Raw genomic sequence first — 18,454 nt, forward strand, 5'->3', positions numbered from 1 at the left:
TGGAGAAACCATCGCCATAAACGATATTTGAGTCAATTCACACAAAAACCTCTTCTAAACTTGTTGTTCAGAAGAGGTTTGTCTGCAGTCTGAAAACCTCCCTCTTCATTGGGAGGTTTTGATTTTAATAGAATGAACCATTCACACAGCTATACGAACTTTATATTCCTTCAGCCATGTATTGACTTGAATGAAATACTCAAATGCACGGACCGGTCCATGAATTAAGTGTATGTCACTATTTGCTCCTCTTACCATGGAGGCTAGTTTTTCTCTGTCAATGAAGGGCAAAACCGGCGAGCTGGAATCCTGTAAGATACTCTCCATTCGAGTACGCATTTCCAAAACGTACGAAGGATTATATGAGATAGGGTACGCACTCTTTTTACGATATAAAACCTCTTCAGGTAGCAAACCTTTCAAAGCTTTTCGTAAAATACCTTTTTCCATCCCCCCTGTGTTCTTCATTTCCCAAGGAATATTCCATCCGTATTCCATTAACCGATGGTCACAAAACGGCACTCTCACCTCTAATCCAACTGCCATACTCATTCGATCTTTTCGATCTAACAATACCGGTAAGAAATATACGAGATTCAGATAAAATAGCTCACGTAGTCTACGATCCCGATCATTTTCACCCGGCAAATAAGGAACTTCTGCAATCGCTTTTTGGTAATGGTCAAAAATGTACTCTTTCGGCCTGATCTGTTCATGTAACTCAGGAGACAACAGTCCTACAAAATCAGTTCTGTACAACCATGGTAATGCTTGAAATTCAGTTGGTTCAGGAGAATGGAACCAAGGATAACCACCAAACAGTTCATCCGAAGACTCTCCAGACAAGGCAACGCTTGCTTTCTGCTTAATTGCTTTAAACAGAAGGAAAATAGAGGTATCTATATCACCTAGAGCTGGGAAATCACGAGCGTATAAAGGGGTCAAAAAATCTGAGATTAAATCAGGTGTATCCAATACAACATCATGATGATCACTCTTTAAATAATCCGCCATCGTTTTTACAAACGGAGCATCCAGACCCGTGTGGATCTCTGATTTTTCAAAGTGGTCACTACTATCTTTAAAGTCAATCGAATACGTATGAACATTCTCCCCTTTTTCTTTCAAGATCTGAGATGCGATAGAAGTAACAGCACTTGAATCCACTCCACCAGATAGCAACGTACAAATCGGAACATCAGAGACTAGTTGCCTACCCACAATATCAAACATGAGCTCCCGTATATGCTGAGCTGTTTCTTCTACATCGTATAGATGAGGAGCGCTTTGTAGTTTCCAATATTGGGTCATCTTAGAGCCCATTCTTTGAAAACTAATCGTGTGCCCGGCTCGTAGTTCATGGACATCCTTGTAAAACCCTTGACCCGGTGTACGACACGTCATTAAGAAAATTTCAGCCAATCCTTTCTCATCTACTTCTGGTTGAACAAGTGGGTTGGCTAACAAAGCTTTAGGTTCGGAACCGAATAAAATAGCACTCCCACGAACTGCGTAGTAGAGTGGCTTTACTCCGAGCCGATCTCTCACTAAAAATAACTCTTCACGTTCTTCGTCCCAAATGGCAAAAGCAAAAATACCATTTAATCGGTCCACGCAATTCTTACCCCATTCCATAAAGGAAAACAAAAGAACCTCTGTATCGGAGCGAGTTGTAAAATGATAACCACGTTGCATCAATTCATTTCGCAACTCCATAAAATTGTAAATTTCACCACTATACGTTAGAACATAATTTTTATCAGCGATGGTTCGTTTCATAGGCTGAGCCCCACCATCAATGTCGATGACAGATAACCTCCTGTGCCCTAAAGCCGCTCGAGGCGATAGCCATACTCCTCCTGCATCAGGTCCTCGATCTATCATGGTATCGACCATTTTCTGTACTATCTGACCCTCTTTGGTAAGATCTCTTTCCCAATCAATCCAGCCCGTAATTCCACACATATTTTCACCGCCTGCATTTATTTTATCTTGTGAAACTTTAGAATTAATTCTATATACAAATAAATAAATCCTCCTATTATGAATAATAAATTTGTTTATTTTTATGTAGATTACCACTCAATTAATAGGAAAAAGAAAAGACCTACAATTTGTAGGCCTTGGACTTCCAAGCTTATTTGTTGTATTCAAATGTATGCATCGCATCTTTGCGAGCCTTGTCTTTATCAGCATCCGATTTTTTAGAATCATACTGGTATACTGCCGACTCCCAATCCCCGTACATCGGATTTGGAAAAACGATAAATTTCTCTCCAAATGACGAACGAACATGTTCTACTGCTTGATTTCGATCTTTTACATTTTTTTGATCGAAGGCTTGGAAATCAGATAAATTATCGCCAAAGAAAAGGACGATTTCTCGTTCTGCTGTGACTTTCTTTCTCCGCTCATCCTTTCCTTTTTCATTCTCGGCTTGTAACAGAACATGATCTGCATCAGCTTGTGGGACTCCCAAATTCTTTAAGTTCTTAATGGTTGCCTCTAGTTGATTCTTTTGTTTGCGGTTCGATATGTAATAGATCGAGACACCTTTTTCATTGGCATACTGTAAAAAAGGAACTGCTCCAGGTAATCCTTCTGCCTTTGCAGCTTGAATCCAATCATCCCATTTATCAGGATATTTTTTACCTTCTTTTGAAGTCATCGCTTGATACGGACTATTATCCAGCACCGTCTCATCCAAATCTAATACAATGGCAGGCTTTTTCTGTGTTTTCTTTTTCAAAGCCTCATCTAATCTCATTTTTCCAATGTTATATCCTTGGTAGTAGAGAGCTTTCGTTTCACCCGCTGTTTGAAACCACACATTCGCCATTACCTGTTGTTCGCTCAAAGCAACTCCATTGGCTTTCTCTTGTTTCACGTCCTGTTTTGGTGTTTGACATCCCACTAAAGAAACACTAGCGAGCACCATCACCATGCTTGCTTTCATCATACGATTCATTCCTTATCCCACTCCTCATACACTTTTAGTACGTATTTACTATACATCATCTATCTGTTTGTGTAAATTTATGGAAATATTATTTACCATAGTTACTCTTAATCTCATACTCAACCCTTAAAAAGGGAATCCCAAAAATCCACATTTTATGATCAGCTTCCAGCCTACCGGGTTCCACCTCTCTCACCCAAAACTGCTCTCGTAAAGGTAGCTTCCAAGTAGACTTCTTCCAAGTCAGATAAATCCCTGAATCTGAAGAAGGAGTTGAGGCTTCGCTTGTAATTTGCAAATCACGTCCCATCTGTTTCCACTCAAGAATCCCAATCATCGCGGAACCTGGTAACGGTAATGCTATATTCATATAAGTTCGTCCTTGGCTTTGGCTTTGATAGTACGAATACAGTGCTACAAACACAGTCTCTTCTCCCATTTTTCTAAGCCAAGCCCTCGGCTCCCGCCTACCATCTAATTCTTCTAAAATAGGTGATAGATTCCCTACCATCTCAACTGGCTTGCTAGAAATAGGCAAATTCAACTGTTGAAATCGCCTACTAAAGAAGCGATAGATGAAGGCAAATGGATAAAACCAAAGGCTCCAACGAACTTTCGCTATCAAACGATACCGCTCCGTGTGCTGGTAAAAGTCAGAAATCGTTGGGGCTAGTAAGGATAAATCTATATCAGGCGTAAATAATTGCACATCATCGACAAGCCCTTTCGGTGTTTCTTTATTTAAATCAACAATCTGTTGGAGGAGCTCATCTCCGGTTTTACGCCCACCCCGAATGCGACTCATGGGAAAGTTCCACCCTGTGAAATGAGATTCTGGAGTATGAGACATCCAACCCACCAAGCCAAGAAACGCAAATCCTACACTATTTGTAACTCCGTGGAAAGCAATCATAAAGTCAATGGTAATTCGATAAGCTCCCCAAACATTCCCTAACGCATAAATGAGAGAAAAGAGAATCGAGATTCCCACCGCAGAAAAAGAGCTTCGAATCGCCCATCTTTGAAAATGATTAGCAAATTTTTCTCGGAAGGAAAGATAAATCAAACCATAAATTCCAACGATATAAAATAAAACAGAGACTAACTCCAGCCATCTGGAAAAGGTAATCCCTAGAGCCACCATGATCGGAGATACAAAGATCACACCACATACAAGTTTATAGAGAGGGGATTGCTGAATCCTTCTCCCTAGGAAACCCGCAAAAATCAAGAGCAAAAACGAAGAATAGTGAAAATGAATTCCCGTTAGCCAGCGAATAATCGGAGAAAAGCCGGTCTCTAAATTCGCTTCATGAGCAAAGTACCAAGCCCCGCCTATCCATAGGTACATCATTCCTAAATCGATAGAGCATTCTTCTAGATACGCAAACCCACGCTTAAAAAATCGTGTAAAGCCATACAATGACACCACAATCGTAAAACCTAGATAAATTCCTGCCAGCCCTGCATCCCATTTTGTCTGCTCAGTTACATGTAACATCACAATAGCAAAAAAAGCCGGGTACGCTATATACGGATATACACGTGCAAACCAAGAGTTTTTCTCTGTGACCAAATGCAACACAAGAGGAACAAAGATCAGTTGCGCAGCAGTAAGTAGTAGAAAATACCACGAATGCTCTCCAAAACACACCGCCACAGAAAACAACGCAAGATGCCAGAATATATGTTTACTTATTTTCATCGATTCGGAACTCTCCTTCGTAAGCAAAAATAACTCCGACAAGAGGATTTCGCACCTCTAATTGAATCGAAAAAGCATCTTTCTCTTCTATGTAGGATTCTTTTACATTTGCTATGCCTTGTAACCATTTCGGTAACAGAATCTCCCATTTTCCACATACTAATCTCTGCCGATCGGACTGTATATGTAAGTCTCCATTCATCCCGACACGAAAGATCAAATCAGAATATAAAATACTTGGTTCTCCTAGATAATCTTTTACTATTTTCCGGTCAGGATCAAAGCTCATGAGTGCATTAAAATATCGTCTTTTCCCATTAAAATAAAAAATACGTTCCCAATGAATTTGTTGTTCTCCATTCCTTCCAATCCGACACACATTCGCCAGTGTGAAGGGGATATGTTTTCCTTGTTCCGGAAACATAAGTTTACATCGTGTTCCGAGTCGAAGTAGTGGAGCAAGCCACCTTTTACCTGTTTTCATTTCTTTCATCGTTCCTGATGCATATAATGACCCTTTGGAAATTTCGTACCTTTTTTGAAGCATTGGGTGGAGAGCATGAAACTCTTCCCCTAACATTTGTCTGTAGATAGACATCTTGATTACCCGGTCCTCCTTCTTTTGCAACTACTCGCAGTCGGCACATCATGACTGATCCACAAACCTATAATTGAAAGGACCCAGAGACTCAGCTGAAAGGTAAGCGGACTAAACGGATGGGCAATATAGCTTGGACTGGCTATTAATACAACTAGCATAAAAAGCGGAAATAATAAGGCCTGTAATCTAAATAACTGCTTTCGTTGCTTATAAAATATCCAACATAATCCCAGCAAAATTTCAAAAATCCCCATAGTTATTAACAAGCCTTTAGCCATAGAAAGATCCATTGGAAAAGCATCTCTCATCATCGTTATTTCTTCTGGGTGCATCGCATAGATCTTTGGCACAAGCCCATGAAAAACCCAGATCCCACTAAACAAGATCGTCATAAGCCAGTAACTGAAAAACCGAATAAATTGACTGGCTGGATTCTCTCCTTTTTCTAGCCACCTTTTTAACACGTCAAAACTCAGAGCAGTGGCCCATCCGATCATCGGTCGAAAAATAAGCTGATCAAACCATCGTCCTAAACGTCCAAAATTGACTTGATAATCATACTGCGTTAGAAACAAGACAGATTCTGGTTGTGGTCGATACTTCCAATATCCCTTACCCTCTCGGATAATGGAAATAGCTTGCTCTGTACCGAAATGCAAAGAGGAAGTTCTCGAACCATCTTCTAAATGAAACTCTCCTACACTCCTGCCCCAACCGACGACCTTCTTCCCAAACCCAATATTCGTACAGTATGTAAACTCTTGAGGCTGGTTATCTACTCGTGGTAAATAAGTGATCGATGAAAACCGAAGATCCCATTTCTCATGTAAATGAGGTTCTTGAGTCGCTTTCCAAACTTCTTCGATATCAGAATCAATTGATATCTCAACATAAATAGGTGTATTCTTCACTTTCCTCACCTCTTCTGTATCTTATCATAGATTGTGAAAAAATGAACAATAATGTATTTGATATCCACAAAAAAACTACGCCACTTATGATAAATGACGTAGTTCAGGCTATTGGGATGTTACATTACCAACCTGTTTTTTGTTGTTGAATACTATCTGTTGCTTTATCTATATCAGTCATCATCTGTTTCAGATGTTGGATTCCCTGCATTAATTGCTGTTGCTGGGCATCAATCCGAAAGGAGAATGCTCGCAATCCCTCCCGTGTGATAGGAGTAGTAGCATTAGAAGCATCCACAATCTCCTTTTCAATGGAATCAAATGCTTTTACGGTAGACTCCAGTACCTGAATCGCAAAAGTTGCTTTATCAGCTATATGATCAATATTCAGAGCCGCTGTTTTCGTATGTAACTGTCCCCAGTCTGATGACATATAGTTTGGTGTAGGTTTTGGTGAGTAATCACTCATGTTACATTCTCCTCTAAAATTAGTTCTGATAGCGATCCGTGATATTATCAATCTTATCTGTTAGTTCATCAATCTTATCTGTTAAGCTATCAATTTCGTCCGTATACTTGTCCACATCTTTTACATTCCTTTGAACCTCTAATAGATTGGCACCCACACCCGTCACCTTGGACATAATCTCGGTGCAGATAGAACCCACAAGCACCTGCACATGGTCAGGAGCATTTCCACCTACTTGTTGCACAAGGCGATCGACAAGCGGTTTAATTTGGCCTATTGTATTTTGAGCATTAGTCAACTCGCGTGCGCAAGAATTTAATTCCGCATCAATCTTATCCGCTGTACGGTCAATGTGCGATTGTGTAATTTGGTCAATCTCACGAACTACTTTATCCACTTCATTACATAGGCTACGTACCGCACTTTTTCCAACAATCATCTTATCTTCTCCCTACATGTTTTTAGTAAAGTATCTTTCTACGTACTTCCCATTTCTTTGAGAAAAATAACCACATATTTTATAAAAAATATTACAATATATATTTTAACGCTTTTTATATAAAAAAGTAATTAATTTTAGATCTATCAGGGAATGAAGTATATGATAGACCTGGCAATTTTGATGAAATCATCTCTATTTTCAAAGACTGGGCGGAATAATGAAAGGGAGAGTTGCTAATTTAAATTAGCAACTCTCCCTTTCATTAATTCACTATTAGTCTAAAAATGACCAGATTGTTTATCAACGAAAATATCACACTTACCAATTCCAAGTACGATCATCTCTATAAGCTGGCAATTCATTACTTCTCACTCATCTCACGCATCATCTGTTGCCAGACGGTTCCACTTGCTTCTTCCCCGCTTTCGATCCGCTTTAAAGCAATCTGAGCTTGTAATTGCACCTCAAATTCTTCATCGTGAATCGCTTTTTGTAAAGCTGGGATGGCTGTAACATCACCCACTTCAAACAAATAACGCGCAGCACGCCAACGAACGAGTTTATTCCGATCGGATAGGGCTTTGCACATGGCTGGAATGGCGACAGGATTCCCTAAATCAGATAGCGTATCTCCAACAGTTCTTCGCACTACTGCCGAAGAGTCTTCAAGTGCTCGCATCAGCAGGGGAAACACCCGGTCATCTTCTAATTGCCCCAAGATGACTGTAGCTTGTCGTCGGATGGAGGTTTGAGGATCCTCGATTGCTTTCTCTAAGATATCCAGTCCATCTATCGCTACTTCCCATTGATCAAGAGCAGCAAAGCGAACTTCCCATTCAGAGGAAGAAAAATCAGCTCTTACCTGCTCCGTCGAAAAGGTAGTTTTATCCTTTTGGTAAACCTCTGGATGAAGGGCAAAATCCACTAGCATTGATAAACGCTTCTCAGAATACGCCGCAACTAGCTCTTCCACCAATTGCGCGCCGATCCCCTGTAAATCACCATATCGCGGACTCTGTTCGAGCCATCTCCGTTCATAAACGTAATTGGAAACCCCTTTTTGAATCGCCATCATGGATGTGGTAAACCGCTCAGGTAAGCCAAACCGTTTCTCCTCAGTACCTCTAGTTAGCTTCACTTGAATCGGAATCCCTTTTAATTTTTGGATCTCGACTTTTACTTCTGCAAACGCTTGATCCGCAAGCTGAACCTTCGAATCATCGGCAAGCTCCTCCTGCGATCCAAACAGACGTTGTACATCCGGTAGGATTTGTTTCCAGTCTACTTTGGGATGACGTTCCACACTAATAAAGTCTGCCACTTGGAAGATAGCCTTCACACCTTCAACGGCTAATAGCTTGCGGATATGCTCAGGAGCCGATTGTTCCTGATCTTTTCGGAAGTTATAACTAATACCATTTGTAAGCGAAGGCTCTATTATTAACTTCATCACATTCGGACTTGGAGTTGGTTCAATCGCTACGATTTTCATTCCATTCACCCCTTATGTAGGAAACCTCTGAGTAATTCATCTTATATGTTCCGATTATAGACTAGCAGTACTGGACAAGCCAGCTGAAATCTATAGATCCCATAGGTTCAGCTCTGTATGCGAATCCTCTGGGATCGTAGTCTCGTTGGATATGGATACTAGAAGGCAAATCCTTTTATTCCCTTTAAATAGTTACTACTAAAATTATGTTAAGATAGTGAGGGTAATAGAATCTAAGATATTGGACGGGTTTGTAGACTTCATAACTTTGAGCTGATTCCCTATGACAGTGAGATAGAAGTTGAGTTTATAATTGATATTGATACAGATTACATTTATTCCCCTTTCTTATAAATCAATTCACTTCCTGTTTATCTAATAATTCTTTAACATTGTCTAATTCTCGTCTAGTTGGGATTACTGATATTTGAATAACAGGTATCTCCATATTTACTAACGGGACAGTTGTTACAATACAATCTACCCCAAGCTTTTGAATATCGCATGTCTGGATATCTACTACTTCTTCCGGCACAATCGATAATGTATTTCCAAATTCGCTATATAAATCGAGCTGAGGTAACATAATAAAAGGAGTGGTTTACATTATGAGTAAGTATAAAAAATTAGTTATTGGAATTCCGATTGCATGTATCTTATTCACAAGCCCCACCTATTCTTTTGCAGCAACAAACTCAAAAACAACGCCTAAAGCTTCAACCTCCCAAAAAAAAGTACCATTCAAAACAAAAGTGCAGATGGACTTAAATTTTCGATAGAAAAAAGGATTGTACATGCCTTAGCTAATCGAGATCATGCAAACTATGCTGCCATTTATGGGAAAAATCCAGATTTTAATGGACTAAAATACAATTACACAGGCGAACAATTCAGTACGACTGCGAAGGCAGATTCATATTCCGATGCAGGTGACCTTGAATTATTAGTTTACCGTAACGGTTCAGATCGTGATCAAACCCAAAAGACAGTAGAAAAACAAACGAAAACCTCTGAGAGTTTTACCTATTCCAATAAAGAAGGGGCTAAACTAGGAGCATCGGTAAAAGCCAAAGTAGCTGTGGAAATTCCTTTCACAGCTGCTGGTGGAACAGAGGTAACTACCAGTACTGAGTTTTCCTATGAGCATACAAGCTCCAATACAACAACTAAGGATACAAATATCATATTCCCAGCTCAAAGTGTTATTTGTGCAAAAGGATATATCACAAAGTATATTGGTAGAGTACAGAATGCAACTTTCTCGGGTGTAATGTCTGGAAGAGCCGAAGTAGAAGGTAATATAACAATCAATGTTGCCAATCTAGGTAGCGGTAATGAAGAAACGAAAACCATCTCTGTAGCTGATGTATTTAAATATAGTAAAGATCTCCCAGGACCTGGAGCTCCTGGACCAGGCCCAAGCTATGGTTATGATTATGACGAACAAAATAATAAGGTTTTCGCTACAGTAGAATCATCATATAGTGGAGTAGGCGGGCATTATCAAACAGTTGATGTAGAAGTAACCCCTATTAACGGAAAAGCTGCACCACGTAAAATGTCCTTAAAAACATATGAAGAACGAGTGAATAAGGGTACACTCAAAGAATTATTTTAATATCAATCCATGTTTCCATGGTCATGGTACATCAAAAAAGCGAAGTCCTCAAAATGGACTTCGCTTTTGATTTTACCCTGTGGGCATTAAGCTAACAGCATGCCCTCTCTATTCATACATGAGCTGTAACATGCTCACTTAATTGTCCATCCTTAATCTTCCATACTCGGTCACATAGATCAAGTACTCGTTCATCATGAGTAACCATAATGGCCGATTTACCTCGTAATTTTACTTCTTTGGCGATCATTTCTACGATGTCCCGGCCCCGTTTGGAGTCAAGACTGGCTGTGGGTTCGTCAGCGAGGATCAGCTCGGGATCATTCATCCACGCCCGGGCAATGGCAACACGCTGTTTCTCTCCACCCGATAACTGCTCTGGATAATAGTTTCGACGATGAAACAAGCCCATTCGCTCGAGCAACTGATCTGATTTTTGTTTGGCTTCCTTTTCTTTCTTTCCGGCCAACTTGGACACAAGCAATAGTTGATCTCGTACAGATAAGAACGAAACGAGATTAGAAGATTGGAAGATAAATCCGATTTTCTCTAAGCGAACTTGTGCCATCTCATTTTTGGTAAGTTTCGTTACATCTTGATTATCGAGAAGGAAGCGACCCTCACTAGGTGACAGCAAGGCTCCCATAATCGATAGCAAGGTGCTTTTCCCTGAACCCGATGGGCCCATAATCGCGATAAACTCCCCTTTGTTGACGTGGAGAGAAACCTGGTCCACTGCCTTAACGAATGTATCACCTTCTCCATACCATTTGCTGATATTCTCCAATACGACTTTTCCACTCATTAGTCCACCCTCCCAATTGCTTCGACTGCATCAATTTTTAAAATCTGATAGAGCGATAACAGAGACCCAATGATCGAGACAACGAAAAACAATCCTGAGAACAAAACCATCGTTCCGATTTCTAGTTGGAATGGAACACTGGGTGAAATAAGAGCTTGAGCACCATAGGAAAGTCCTATGCTACACATGATGACCAACGCAATAATAAACAACATTTGCACAACTAGACTTCGGGTAAGCTTCGCTGTATTGGCTCCGATTGCTTTTAAGACACCATACATGCTCGTTTTTTGAAGGGTGATAACGTAAAAAAACACAGCTTGCACAAAGGAAGCAATAACAAATAAAAATACCATCATCATATTTAATGTACTCTGCTCTTCTTTATATCCAGGGATATTTTGCAAGGCATCCTCTTTTGAAATGATATCGATATCTTTTACTTTGCTTTGAAGTACATTTATCTGGGATGAATCCATTCTTACGGAAATTGCATTATAATAGGTGGTTGTTTCAGCGGTTTGCCTCATCGCGATGGTCTGCCAATCGTGTAAATTCATAAACACAACAGGGGAGTGACTATACATCTGTCCTCTTGTAAAACCAACTACCTGCCACTTTTGATCGGTGTCAGGATCTTGAATCCAATCACCTATGTGAATTCCTTTCTCACTAAGAGATTGATCGACAACCACTTCATTTTTTGCATCATTCCTTAGTTTTTTCCCTTCTATGACATCAGGGGCTAGGAATCCATTTGCATCGGTAGCAAAGACAGCAATATCAATCTTGTGATCTGTTCCCTGCTTCACGATAGAAAGCATCTTTTGACCAAATGGTGTTACTCCTCCAGGGCTAGAGAGCTTTTGAATCTCAGCCCATTTATCTTCTGAGATTCGAGAGCGACTTAGCTTTTTATCTGCATTGGGCTGAACGATAAAATGAGTTGCTTCTATATTTTGAAAGGAAGAAGCATTTTCTGAAGACAATCCATTTGCTAAACCCGATATAAGAAATACTAACCATGTGATCAAAATCATGATGATACCAATGAGCAAGAACCGTAGTTTCGAATATTTGATTTCTCTCAGAGCCAGAAACATCTTGATTTCCTCCTCTTTCGCGACGATCTGGCTCTATTATAAATACGAATTATGAACATCAAATGAATAAAAAGTTACACAGGGAGTCGGATAAGAAATTGAGTTCCATTTCCTTCCCGACTCGTAACTTCAATAGAGCCTCCATGGATCTCTATAATCTTCTTGGTAATGGCAAGCCCAAGTCCAGTTCCATGCTCATTTCTTGTCCGCGCTGGATCTACCTTATAAAAACGATCAAAAATGGAAGGAAGATTTTCGTTAGGTATCCCTATTCCCGTATCAGCAATCAGCACTTGTACCTCTTTTTGATTCGAATGGGTAGAGAAAATCTTTACGACAACCATGCCATTTGGATTGGTGAACTTTACACTATTGATAATCAGGTTGCTCCACACTTGGTAAAGTAATTTAGGATCTGCATGAATCATCGTCTGAGGAAGCTCCATCTCAATTGTTAGGTCTTTTTCTCTCCATTGCCATTCGGACATAAAGACCACTTGTTTGATCTGATCAGATAGATCAAAATCCGTTTTCTCTATAGATCCCCCTTCTTTGTCCAAAGATGCGAGGGTTAACAATTGTTTGCTCAGTACAGATAACCGATGGCTTTCACTCTCCACAATCTCCAAATAGCGCTGTTGCTGCTCTTTAGTAAGATTCTCAGTCTGCAACGTTTTCGTAAATCCTTGAATCGAAGTAAGTGGCGATTGAATCTCGTGAGACACATTAGAAACGAATTCTTGCCTCATTTCATCTAGATTTTTAACACTTTGTGCCATTTGTGAGAAGGTAAGAGCTAGTTTTCCAATTTCATCTTTACGCTGAGTGGGTAAATAGAGATCATATTCACCCTGTGCTACTAACTTGGTGGCATGTGTTAGGTCTCGGATTGGTTTTACAACATAATGTGTACTGATCAAAACAAACAAAACACTTAATCCGATAATAAGAGCGATCAGAACAGCAAAAAAGATCCGCATCTCCCCAAATTGGTAACCAATATCAGGGCGAAGGAAGACTGCTTGTTGCTTGCCATTTAATTCGATCGGCATGCCAATCGTGTTCCGCAATTCATCATCAAAGAAACCCGTTACAAATGCCTCTTTAGGGAATTGCTCAATCCCATGATATACCTCTCCCCGTAAAACCTGATCGATAGTGGAGGAGGAGAGATGATTCATCCGAAAAGGTTTTCCAAAAAAGGTTGGCTCTTTTCGTTCATCGAACAAGGCAATCTGATAACCTAACTGAGAGATATGTTGTAGATATTCACCTAATGGAATTCCAAGATTATCATGATGAAACGAAACAATCGTTTGAGTCATTTGGGTAATCTTTTGATCATTAAACGATTTTAACTTGATCTGGTAATAGAGATTACTCCCTAAAAAGGCAAATAATCCACTGACGATCATAATGCAGATCGTGGTGATGGTAAATCGAGAATAAAGCGTCTTCACTAGGATCTTACCTCCATTTTGTATCCAATCCCTCGCACAGTTTTAATGGTAAAATCACCTGTCTTAGCTTCAAAACGTTCACGCAAACGCTTAATATGTACGTCAATCGTCCGAACATCTCCTTCAAAATCATAGCCCCACACCAATTGAATTAATTCATCCCTCGTAAAAACTCGATTGGGGTAACTTGCTAGTTGAGATAATAATTCAAACTCTTTCAATGGCAGAATGATAGAGTTTCCCTTACACCGAATCTCATATCTTTTACGATCGATCATCGTTTCACCAATTGTAATCACGTCGGAGTGAACCATTGAATAGCGACGAAGCAATGCCTTTACACGAAATAACACCTCTCTTGGCTCGAACGGCTTGACGATATAGTCATCTGTTCCACACTCAAATCCTTTTTCTTTATCCTGTAGCTGATCTTTAGCTGTCAACATAATAACGGGGATGTCATAAAAATCCCGTATCTCTTTACATAACTCGTATCCATTTTTTTTAGGCATCATCAAATCGATTATAGCTAGATGAATCTTCTGTTTCTCTAGAATCTCAATTGCTGCCTCCCCGTCCTCAGCTTCCCACACGTTTAGTCCTTCTTTTTGGAGATGAAACCGAATCAATTCGCATATATGAGCATCATCATCTGCGATTAAGATATGAATCATAGATACCACCTTTTTAACGAGCATTTTGGACCCTTTAATCCTTTTTGTTTCCCTATTATATAAAATGCTTAAAGCCTCTCAAAGCTATCAACCTTGAGAGGCTTATTTGATCAGTATGAATCTGTACGTGTTTGGAAGACAGCGTCACTATTAGGGAGATAGTAATCGCCAGAAGCATAAGACGTCCTAGGGTCTAGATTATACACCATAGGCGTATAGCAAAATGTCTGTCCATTAAGCACTTCCCCATTCCCTCCAGCTGATTCGCAACTGAACCTTTTCCCATCTGTATTCCGGGTTACATATGCATTCGCTTTCCAAGGCCAGGCGATTGGATTAAACATCGTGATTCTTGCCCAAGCTGTTTTACATGCATTACTAAATCGCAACTCTACGATACCAATGTTAGAGTTATCAGGGCCTTTTAGATATGAACTTCTTTTTGTCTCGACACTTCCATCGCAATTGTTATACGAGGGGTTTTTCCCATCATAAAGATGATTTTCGGCAAACACTTCCAGATCAAACGTAAAACTACCCGTAAACAAAAGAAATAGAGAGAGCAAAAACTTTTTTTTAGTCAAGAAAATCTTCTCCTTTTTACATTGATAGTTGACCACTACCAAAATATTTTCAATATTTTGTATTATTGATTAAAACAGCGTAGTTGTCAAGTAGTATTCGTTCTCTCTCTTCATTAAGGTGTAAATACCTGCATTAAAGGGTACATATTTTACACCATATAAGAAGGGATCAGGATTTTTGTGTCTCCAGGCATCACCATCTGGAAACGGTATGACCTCTCATACACATAGCTTCTTTCGTAGTTAAGACAGGTTCTCCACGATGTACTACGAAAGAAAAATGCAGGATGAAGGTCAAAGCTCCCGTAGTTATCTTGCCTTTCGTAGTACATCCGTTTTTCTAACTACGAAAAGAGGATATTTGTATGCGGAACAAAATACCGTATCAGAAACTTTGTATCATGTTAATGGGAACATTTCTATTAGCTTTCGTCTATTTTCATATAAACTATCAAAACCATTTAGTAGATGGGGGATTCTTCGGATTAGCCCTGCTGGGAAAATACGCTTTTGGACTTTCTCCATCCACCACTATTCTTCTCTTAGATATCCCTGTTATTTTGTTCATATTGGTTCGGAAAGAATGGAATCTCATCATTAACACCTCGATCATGACCATCTCTTTCACCCTTTTTTACAGCCTCATGGAACAATATTCCTTCCTTGTGCTAGACTTATCCGACATGTTAATCGTCGCCTCGATTCTTTCAGGCTTGGTCACTGGTCTAGCATTGGGAGTCATCTTACGTTACGGTGGGGCAACAGGTGGAGATGAGATTTTAGGACTCTTACTGAGTAAACGATTTGGGCTTTCTATTGGAACCACTCTCTTTATCATGGATGCCCTTGTTCTCCTGCTCTCGTTGTTTTATCTTTCTGTTCCTCATGTTCTCTATACGATTATTGCCGTCGGGATTGCAGGGAAGGTTACTACATGGATTTATCACTATGATGGAATCTCGATAACTTCAAGCGAAAGTAACTAGATTTAGATAGTCCAGTACAAAAGTTAATCAGATTAATAAAAAATAGGCTCTTACTAACCAAGGTAAGAGCCTTCTTCATTTGATCCCTATTCCCAAGGCGGATTTACGATAAGAAAATCAGCAAATTCTCTGCTTTCTTTTCTTCTAACTCTACGCGCTTCAGCTCTTCTCGAAGCCGTTTCATACAGCTTCATTTCTTCTTCTGTTTCTGGGACAACAGATGGTACGGGAATAGGGGTCCTATTGTCGTTCAAGGAAACGAATGTAAGAAAGGAAGTAGCTGCGATTTTTCTTTCTCCGCTCAATAAATCTTCCTTGATCACCTTCACAAACACTTCTATGGATGTTTTTCCTGTCCACGTCACAAAAGACTCCAAGCTAACCGCATCGGTTGGTCTGATCGGGTGCAAGAAGTCAACAGAATCCGTGGAAGCTGTAACAACAGATCGACGACAATGTTTCGTTGCTGCAATAGAAGCAATATCGTCAATATAGGCCATTAGTTTCCCACCAAACAATGTATTATGGTTATTTACATCAGGCGGAAAAACTCTTGACGTTTTATAACATCTGGATTCTCGAGCATATCTTTTTTCCATTCTCCATCTACCTCTCAATCAAATGCCTAGTTGAAATGATACTACTTCTCTTTATTCCCAAAAATACGGGTAAGCGTGTTATGTAAGTGGGGGTAGGCAAATGAATATCCACTTTCTTGAAGTTTGCGCGGAATTACATTACAACCATTAACCAGCAGGGGATCTGCCATTTCTCCAAAGAGAACTCTCAATAAAAAAGCAGGAAGAGGCAAAATCGTAGGGCGATGAAGTACCTTTCCTAACGTATTTGTGAATTCTTGGTTGGAAACGGAATACGGACTGACAATATTAACCGGACCCGTGATAGACTCTTGTTGGATTAAGAATTGGACAATGAGAGGTATCTCTTCAAGTGCAACCCAGCTCATTATCTGCTTACCATCGCCTATTCTCCCACCCATTCCTAGCTGAAACGGTAATAACATCTTGGCTAGTGCTCCACCTTTTTCGCTTAGTACAATACCAAAGCGCATGTGGACCACTCGAACCCCAGCTTCTTTTGCTGGCTGAGTAGCAGACTCCCACTCCGATATTACTTCAGCTAGAAAATCATTACTTTTCGTACTTTGTTCATCTAGGGTGATAGAAGCAGGGTGATTTCCGTAATAACCAATAGCCGATGCCGAAAGAAGCACTTTGGGAGGTTGTTTTAAACGAGACAATGCATTACAAAGTACAGTAGTTCCTCTGGTACGACTCGTTAAAATACGTTCCTTTTGCTTGTTATCCCAACGACGAGACGAGATGTTCTCTCCAGCTAAATGGATGAAGACATCACACCCTTCCAATTTATCCGTCTCCATCACACCTTGATCTGGGTTCCAATACATTGTAGAACGGTTAGAATCTTCTTTTTTCACTCTTATCACTTCAACAACATGGTCACCTTGACCCTTAAAATACTTAGTTAGTTCAGTACCAATCAGTCCAGTGCATCCCGTAATGGCGATTTTCAAACAAATCCTTCCTTTCTCACTACTGGAATCGTTAGATTTATCGTTTCCAATTGACCCGTCGAACATGTCTATGGGGTTTTAGCAACAACCCGACGAGACTCCTTGCCATATTATACTCTCTTTTCTTTTTTATTGCGTAACGTTAGTTTTTTAAACAATCTGGACGATCTACTCTTGAAACAGTTCTTGTAAGAACTTCTCTCGATTTTGTAAGAAATATTTTGTTACTTGGAAGTGATCGGTCATTTCATACTCAATTTCTCTAATGTGACTATGATCAAAGCTTAAAATGGTGGCGTTTGGATAACCCAGAAGTATGGGGGAATGTGTCGCAATAATAAATTGACTATCCCCTTTAGAGGCTAATGTATGTACTATTTTCAAGAAAGCAAGCTGTCTTTGTGGGGATAGTGCTGCTTCTGGCTCATCCAATAAATAAATCGCTTTCCCTTTAAATCGATTTAAAAATAGAGATAAAAATGATTCTCCATGTGATTGCTCATGTAAAGAGCGTCCACCATAAGCCTCTACTCCCTTTATTTCATCAATATGAGATGCAAAATGATAAAAAGACTCTGCTCTAAGAAAAAAGCCATTTGTGACTTTAGGGAGCCAAGAAAGGCTTATATAATCTCCAAGTGCCGATCCAGATGCATGAACATCATATTGATTATTCCGGCCTCCACCCGCAGTATTAAATTCACATTTGTCCGCAATTGCTTCTAGTAAGGTAGACTTTCCAGACCCGTTCTCTCCCACAAAAAATGTAACTGGGTTCTTCAAATCTATGTAGTCAAGATGCTTGATATACGGAATAGAAAAAGGATATTCGTGAAAAGAAGAGATGCGATCGTGTAGTAGTGTAATCCGGTTTAGGAACATGTTCTCACCTCGTTTTCATTTATCGTCGGGTCGAACTCACTTGCTCTCCTTCATATCATAACCTTTCCACTCATAAATCAGGGCATCTTCTTCAAAAAAGCCAATATACCCTAACTGAACTGCACCCCAATTGTTGGACACGAAAAATCCACCAATTGGAGGTGCTTTTTCTATGACTAAGTATTCAATAGAGATTAGATTGGAAGCT

Annotated in this window: 20 protein-coding genes; 3 read left to right on the plus strand and 17 right to left on the minus strand. The window is 39.8% G+C overall.

The genetic code is table 11. From position 1 onward, the window contains the following. Nucleotides 1-141 precede the first annotated feature (141 nt). The 9 genes from asnB to EDD57_RS12830 form a co-directional block, all read right to left on the minus strand. Entirely contained in the window at nt 142-1,965 is a 1,824-nt protein-coding gene (gene asnB / locus EDD57_RS12790) for an asparagine synthase (glutamine-hydrolyzing) (RefSeq protein ID WP_131849810.1), read from the minus strand. Between the two features lie 172 nt (nt 1,966-2,137). Next, the gene (locus tag EDD57_RS12795; protein WP_131849811.1) at nt 2,138-2,968 is read right to left on the minus strand and encodes a 5'-nucleotidase, lipoprotein e(P4) family; all 831 of its coding nucleotides are present in this window, start codon (nt 2,966-2,968) and stop codon (nt 2,138-2,140) included. 79 nt (nt 2,969-3,047) lie between these two features. Further along, complete coding sequence (locus EDD57_RS12800) at nt 3,048-4,664, minus strand: YndJ family protein (RefSeq protein WP_131849812.1); 1,617 nt, start codon at nt 4,662-4,664, stop codon at nt 3,048-3,050. Then, on the minus strand, nt 4,651-5,262 hold the full coding sequence (locus tag EDD57_RS12805) for a DUF4166 domain-containing protein (RefSeq protein ID WP_243649551.1): 612 nt from the start codon (nt 5,260-5,262) through the stop codon (nt 4,651-4,653). Before EDD57_RS12805 ends, EDD57_RS12800 begins: the two co-directional genes overlap by 14 nt. 5 nt (nt 5,263-5,267) lie before the next feature. Then, nucleotides 5,268-6,176, minus strand: coding sequence for a DoxX-like family protein (locus EDD57_RS12810; protein ID WP_131849813.1), 909 nt, complete (start codon nt 6,174-6,176; stop codon nt 5,268-5,270). Between the two features lie 124 nt (nt 6,177-6,300). Further along, nucleotides 6,301-6,645, minus strand: coding sequence for a hypothetical protein (locus EDD57_RS12815; RefSeq protein WP_131849814.1), 345 nt, complete (start codon nt 6,643-6,645; stop codon nt 6,301-6,303). Between the two features lie 19 nt (nt 6,646-6,664). Then, nucleotides 6,665-7,084 carry a hypothetical protein gene (locus tag EDD57_RS12820; protein ID WP_131849815.1) on the minus strand — a complete coding sequence of 140 codons (420 nt, stop codon included), beginning with the start codon at nt 7,082-7,084 and terminating at the stop codon, nt 6,665-6,667. 364 nt (nt 7,085-7,448) lie between these two features. After that, nucleotides 7,449-8,579 (minus strand): conserved virulence factor C family protein, encoded by a 1,131-nt coding sequence (locus EDD57_RS12825; RefSeq protein ID WP_131849816.1) that lies wholly within the window; start codon nt 8,577-8,579, stop codon nt 7,449-7,451. 355 nt (nt 8,580-8,934) lie between these two features. Beyond that, nucleotides 8,935-9,165 carry a PTS sugar transporter subunit IIB gene (locus EDD57_RS12830; protein ID WP_131849817.1) on the minus strand — a complete coding sequence of 77 codons (231 nt, stop codon included), beginning with the start codon at nt 9,163-9,165 and terminating at the stop codon, nt 8,935-8,937. Between the two features lie 22 nt (nt 9,166-9,187). On the opposite strand from EDD57_RS12830, the gene EDD57_RS14525 reads away from it, so the two are divergent. Both EDD57_RS14525 and EDD57_RS12835 read left to right on the plus strand, forming a co-directional pair. Continuing rightward, on the plus strand, nt 9,188-9,358 hold the full coding sequence (locus tag EDD57_RS14525; protein WP_165873821.1) for a hypothetical protein: 171 nt from the start codon (nt 9,188-9,190) through the stop codon (nt 9,356-9,358). A gap of 53 nt (nt 9,359-9,411) precedes the next feature. Next, on the plus strand, nt 9,412-10,197 hold the full coding sequence (locus EDD57_RS12835; protein ID WP_243649553.1) for an ETX/MTX2 family pore-forming toxin: 786 nt from the start codon (nt 9,412-9,414) through the stop codon (nt 10,195-10,197). Nucleotides 10,198-10,309: 112 nt separating this feature from the next. Here the strand turns inward: EDD57_RS12835 and EDD57_RS12840 are convergent, their stop codons facing one another. The 5 genes from EDD57_RS12840 to EDD57_RS12860 all read right to left on the minus strand — a co-directional run bounded on the left by EDD57_RS12840 (nt 10,310) and on the right by EDD57_RS12860 (nt 14,823). Then, on the minus strand, nt 10,310-11,002 hold the full coding sequence (locus tag EDD57_RS12840) for an ABC transporter ATP-binding protein (RefSeq protein ID WP_131849819.1): 693 nt from the start codon (nt 11,000-11,002) through the stop codon (nt 10,310-10,312). Next, nucleotides 11,002-12,105 carry an ABC transporter permease gene (locus EDD57_RS12845; protein ID WP_131849820.1) on the minus strand — a complete coding sequence of 368 codons (1,104 nt, stop codon included), beginning with the start codon at nt 12,103-12,105 and terminating at the stop codon, nt 11,002-11,004. Before EDD57_RS12845 ends, EDD57_RS12840 begins: the two co-directional genes overlap by 1 nt. Nucleotides 12,106-12,179: 74 nt before the next feature. After that, nucleotides 12,180-13,565 (minus strand): sensor histidine kinase, encoded by a 1,386-nt coding sequence (locus EDD57_RS12850; RefSeq protein ID WP_131849821.1) that lies wholly within the window; start codon nt 13,563-13,565, stop codon nt 12,180-12,182. Continuing rightward, nucleotides 13,565-14,239 (minus strand): response regulator transcription factor, encoded by a 675-nt coding sequence (locus EDD57_RS12855; RefSeq protein ID WP_131849822.1) that lies wholly within the window; start codon nt 14,237-14,239, stop codon nt 13,565-13,567. The genes EDD57_RS12850 and EDD57_RS12855 overlap by 1 nt, the downstream gene beginning before the upstream one ends. Before the next feature lie 110 nt (nt 14,240-14,349). Further along, on the minus strand, nt 14,350-14,823 hold the full coding sequence (locus tag EDD57_RS12860) for a DUF2690 domain-containing protein (protein ID WP_424205948.1): 474 nt from the start codon (nt 14,821-14,823) through the stop codon (nt 14,350-14,352). A gap of 365 nt (nt 14,824-15,188) precedes the next feature. On the opposite strand from EDD57_RS12860, the gene EDD57_RS12865 reads away from it, so the two are divergent. Continuing rightward, a complete protein-coding gene (locus EDD57_RS12865) occupies nt 15,189-15,809 on the plus strand; it encodes a YitT family protein (RefSeq protein ID WP_131849823.1) in 621 nt (206 codons plus the stop codon). 86 nt (nt 15,810-15,895) lie between these two features. On the opposite strand, the gene EDD57_RS12870 is transcribed toward EDD57_RS12865, so the two are convergent. The 3 genes from EDD57_RS12870 to EDD57_RS12880 all read right to left on the minus strand — a co-directional run bounded on the left by EDD57_RS12870 (nt 15,896) and on the right by EDD57_RS12880 (nt 18,246). Next, on the minus strand, nt 15,896-16,408 hold the full coding sequence (locus tag EDD57_RS12870; protein ID WP_131849824.1) for an acyl-CoA thioesterase: 513 nt from the start codon (nt 16,406-16,408) through the stop codon (nt 15,896-15,898). A gap of 41 nt (nt 16,409-16,449) precedes the next feature. Beyond that, nucleotides 16,450-17,364, minus strand: a complete 915-nt coding sequence (locus tag EDD57_RS12875; protein WP_165873822.1) for a TIGR01777 family oxidoreductase — start codon at nt 17,362-17,364, stop codon at nt 16,450-16,452. Between the two features lie 168 nt (nt 17,365-17,532). Then, on the minus strand, nt 17,533-18,246 hold the full coding sequence (locus EDD57_RS12880) for an AAA family ATPase (RefSeq protein WP_131849826.1): 714 nt from the start codon (nt 18,244-18,246) through the stop codon (nt 17,533-17,535). Nucleotides 18,247-18,454 lie beyond the last annotated feature (208 nt).

The sequence above is a fragment of the Baia soyae genome (genome assembly GCF_004341445.1).
Lineage (GTDB): Bacteria > Bacillota > Bacilli > Thermoactinomycetales > Thermoactinomycetaceae > Baia > Baia soyae.

What these genes read in the sequence shown, in the direction of transcription:
- asnB (WP_131849810.1), bottom strand. Translation starts at nt 1,965, where the DNA reads ATGTGTGGAATTACGGGCTGGATTGATTGGGAAAGAGATCTTACCAAA.
- EDD57_RS12795 (WP_131849811.1), bottom strand. Translation starts at nt 2,968, where the DNA reads ATGAATCGTATGATGAAAGCAAGCATGGTGATGGTGCTCGCTAGTGTT.
- EDD57_RS12800 (WP_131849812.1), bottom strand. Translation starts at nt 4,664, where the DNA reads ATGAAAATAAGTAAACATATATTCTGGCATCTTGCGTTGTTTTCTGTG.
- EDD57_RS12805 (WP_243649551.1), bottom strand. Translation starts at nt 5,262, where the DNA reads ATGTCTATCTACAGACAAATGTTAGGGGAAGAGTTTCATGCTCTCCAC.
- EDD57_RS12815 (WP_131849814.1), bottom strand. Translation starts at nt 6,645, where the DNA reads ATGAGTGATTACTCACCAAAACCTACACCAAACTATATGTCATCAGAC.
- EDD57_RS12820 (WP_131849815.1), bottom strand. Translation starts at nt 7,084, where the DNA reads ATGATTGTTGGAAAAAGTGCGGTACGTAGCCTATGTAATGAAGTGGAT.
- EDD57_RS12825 (WP_131849816.1), bottom strand. Translation starts at nt 8,579, where the DNA reads ATGAAAATCGTAGCGATTGAACCAACTCCAAGTCCGAATGTGATGAAG.
- EDD57_RS12830 (WP_131849817.1), bottom strand. Translation starts at nt 9,165, where the DNA reads ATGTTACCTCAGCTCGATTTATATAGCGAATTTGGAAATACATTATCG.
- EDD57_RS14525 (WP_165873821.1), top strand. Translation starts at nt 9,188, where the DNA reads ATGAGTAAGTATAAAAAATTAGTTATTGGAATTCCGATTGCATGTATC.
- EDD57_RS12840 (WP_131849819.1), bottom strand. Translation starts at nt 11,002, where the DNA reads ATGAGTGGAAAAGTCGTATTGGAGAATATCAGCAAATGGTATGGAGAA.
- EDD57_RS12845 (WP_131849820.1), bottom strand. Translation starts at nt 12,105, where the DNA reads ATGTTTCTGGCTCTGAGAGAAATCAAATATTCGAAACTACGGTTCTTG.
- EDD57_RS12855 (WP_131849822.1), bottom strand. Translation starts at nt 14,239, where the DNA reads ATGATTCATATCTTAATCGCAGATGATGATGCTCATATATGCGAATTG.
- EDD57_RS12865 (WP_131849823.1), top strand. Translation starts at nt 15,189, where the DNA reads ATGCGGAACAAAATACCGTATCAGAAACTTTGTATCATGTTAATGGGA.
- EDD57_RS12870 (WP_131849824.1), bottom strand. Translation starts at nt 16,408, where the DNA reads ATGGAAAAAAGATATGCTCGAGAATCCAGATGTTATAAAACGTCAAGA.
- EDD57_RS12880 (WP_131849826.1), bottom strand. Translation starts at nt 18,246, where the DNA reads ATGTTCCTAAACCGGATTACACTACTACACGATCGCATCTCTTCTTTT.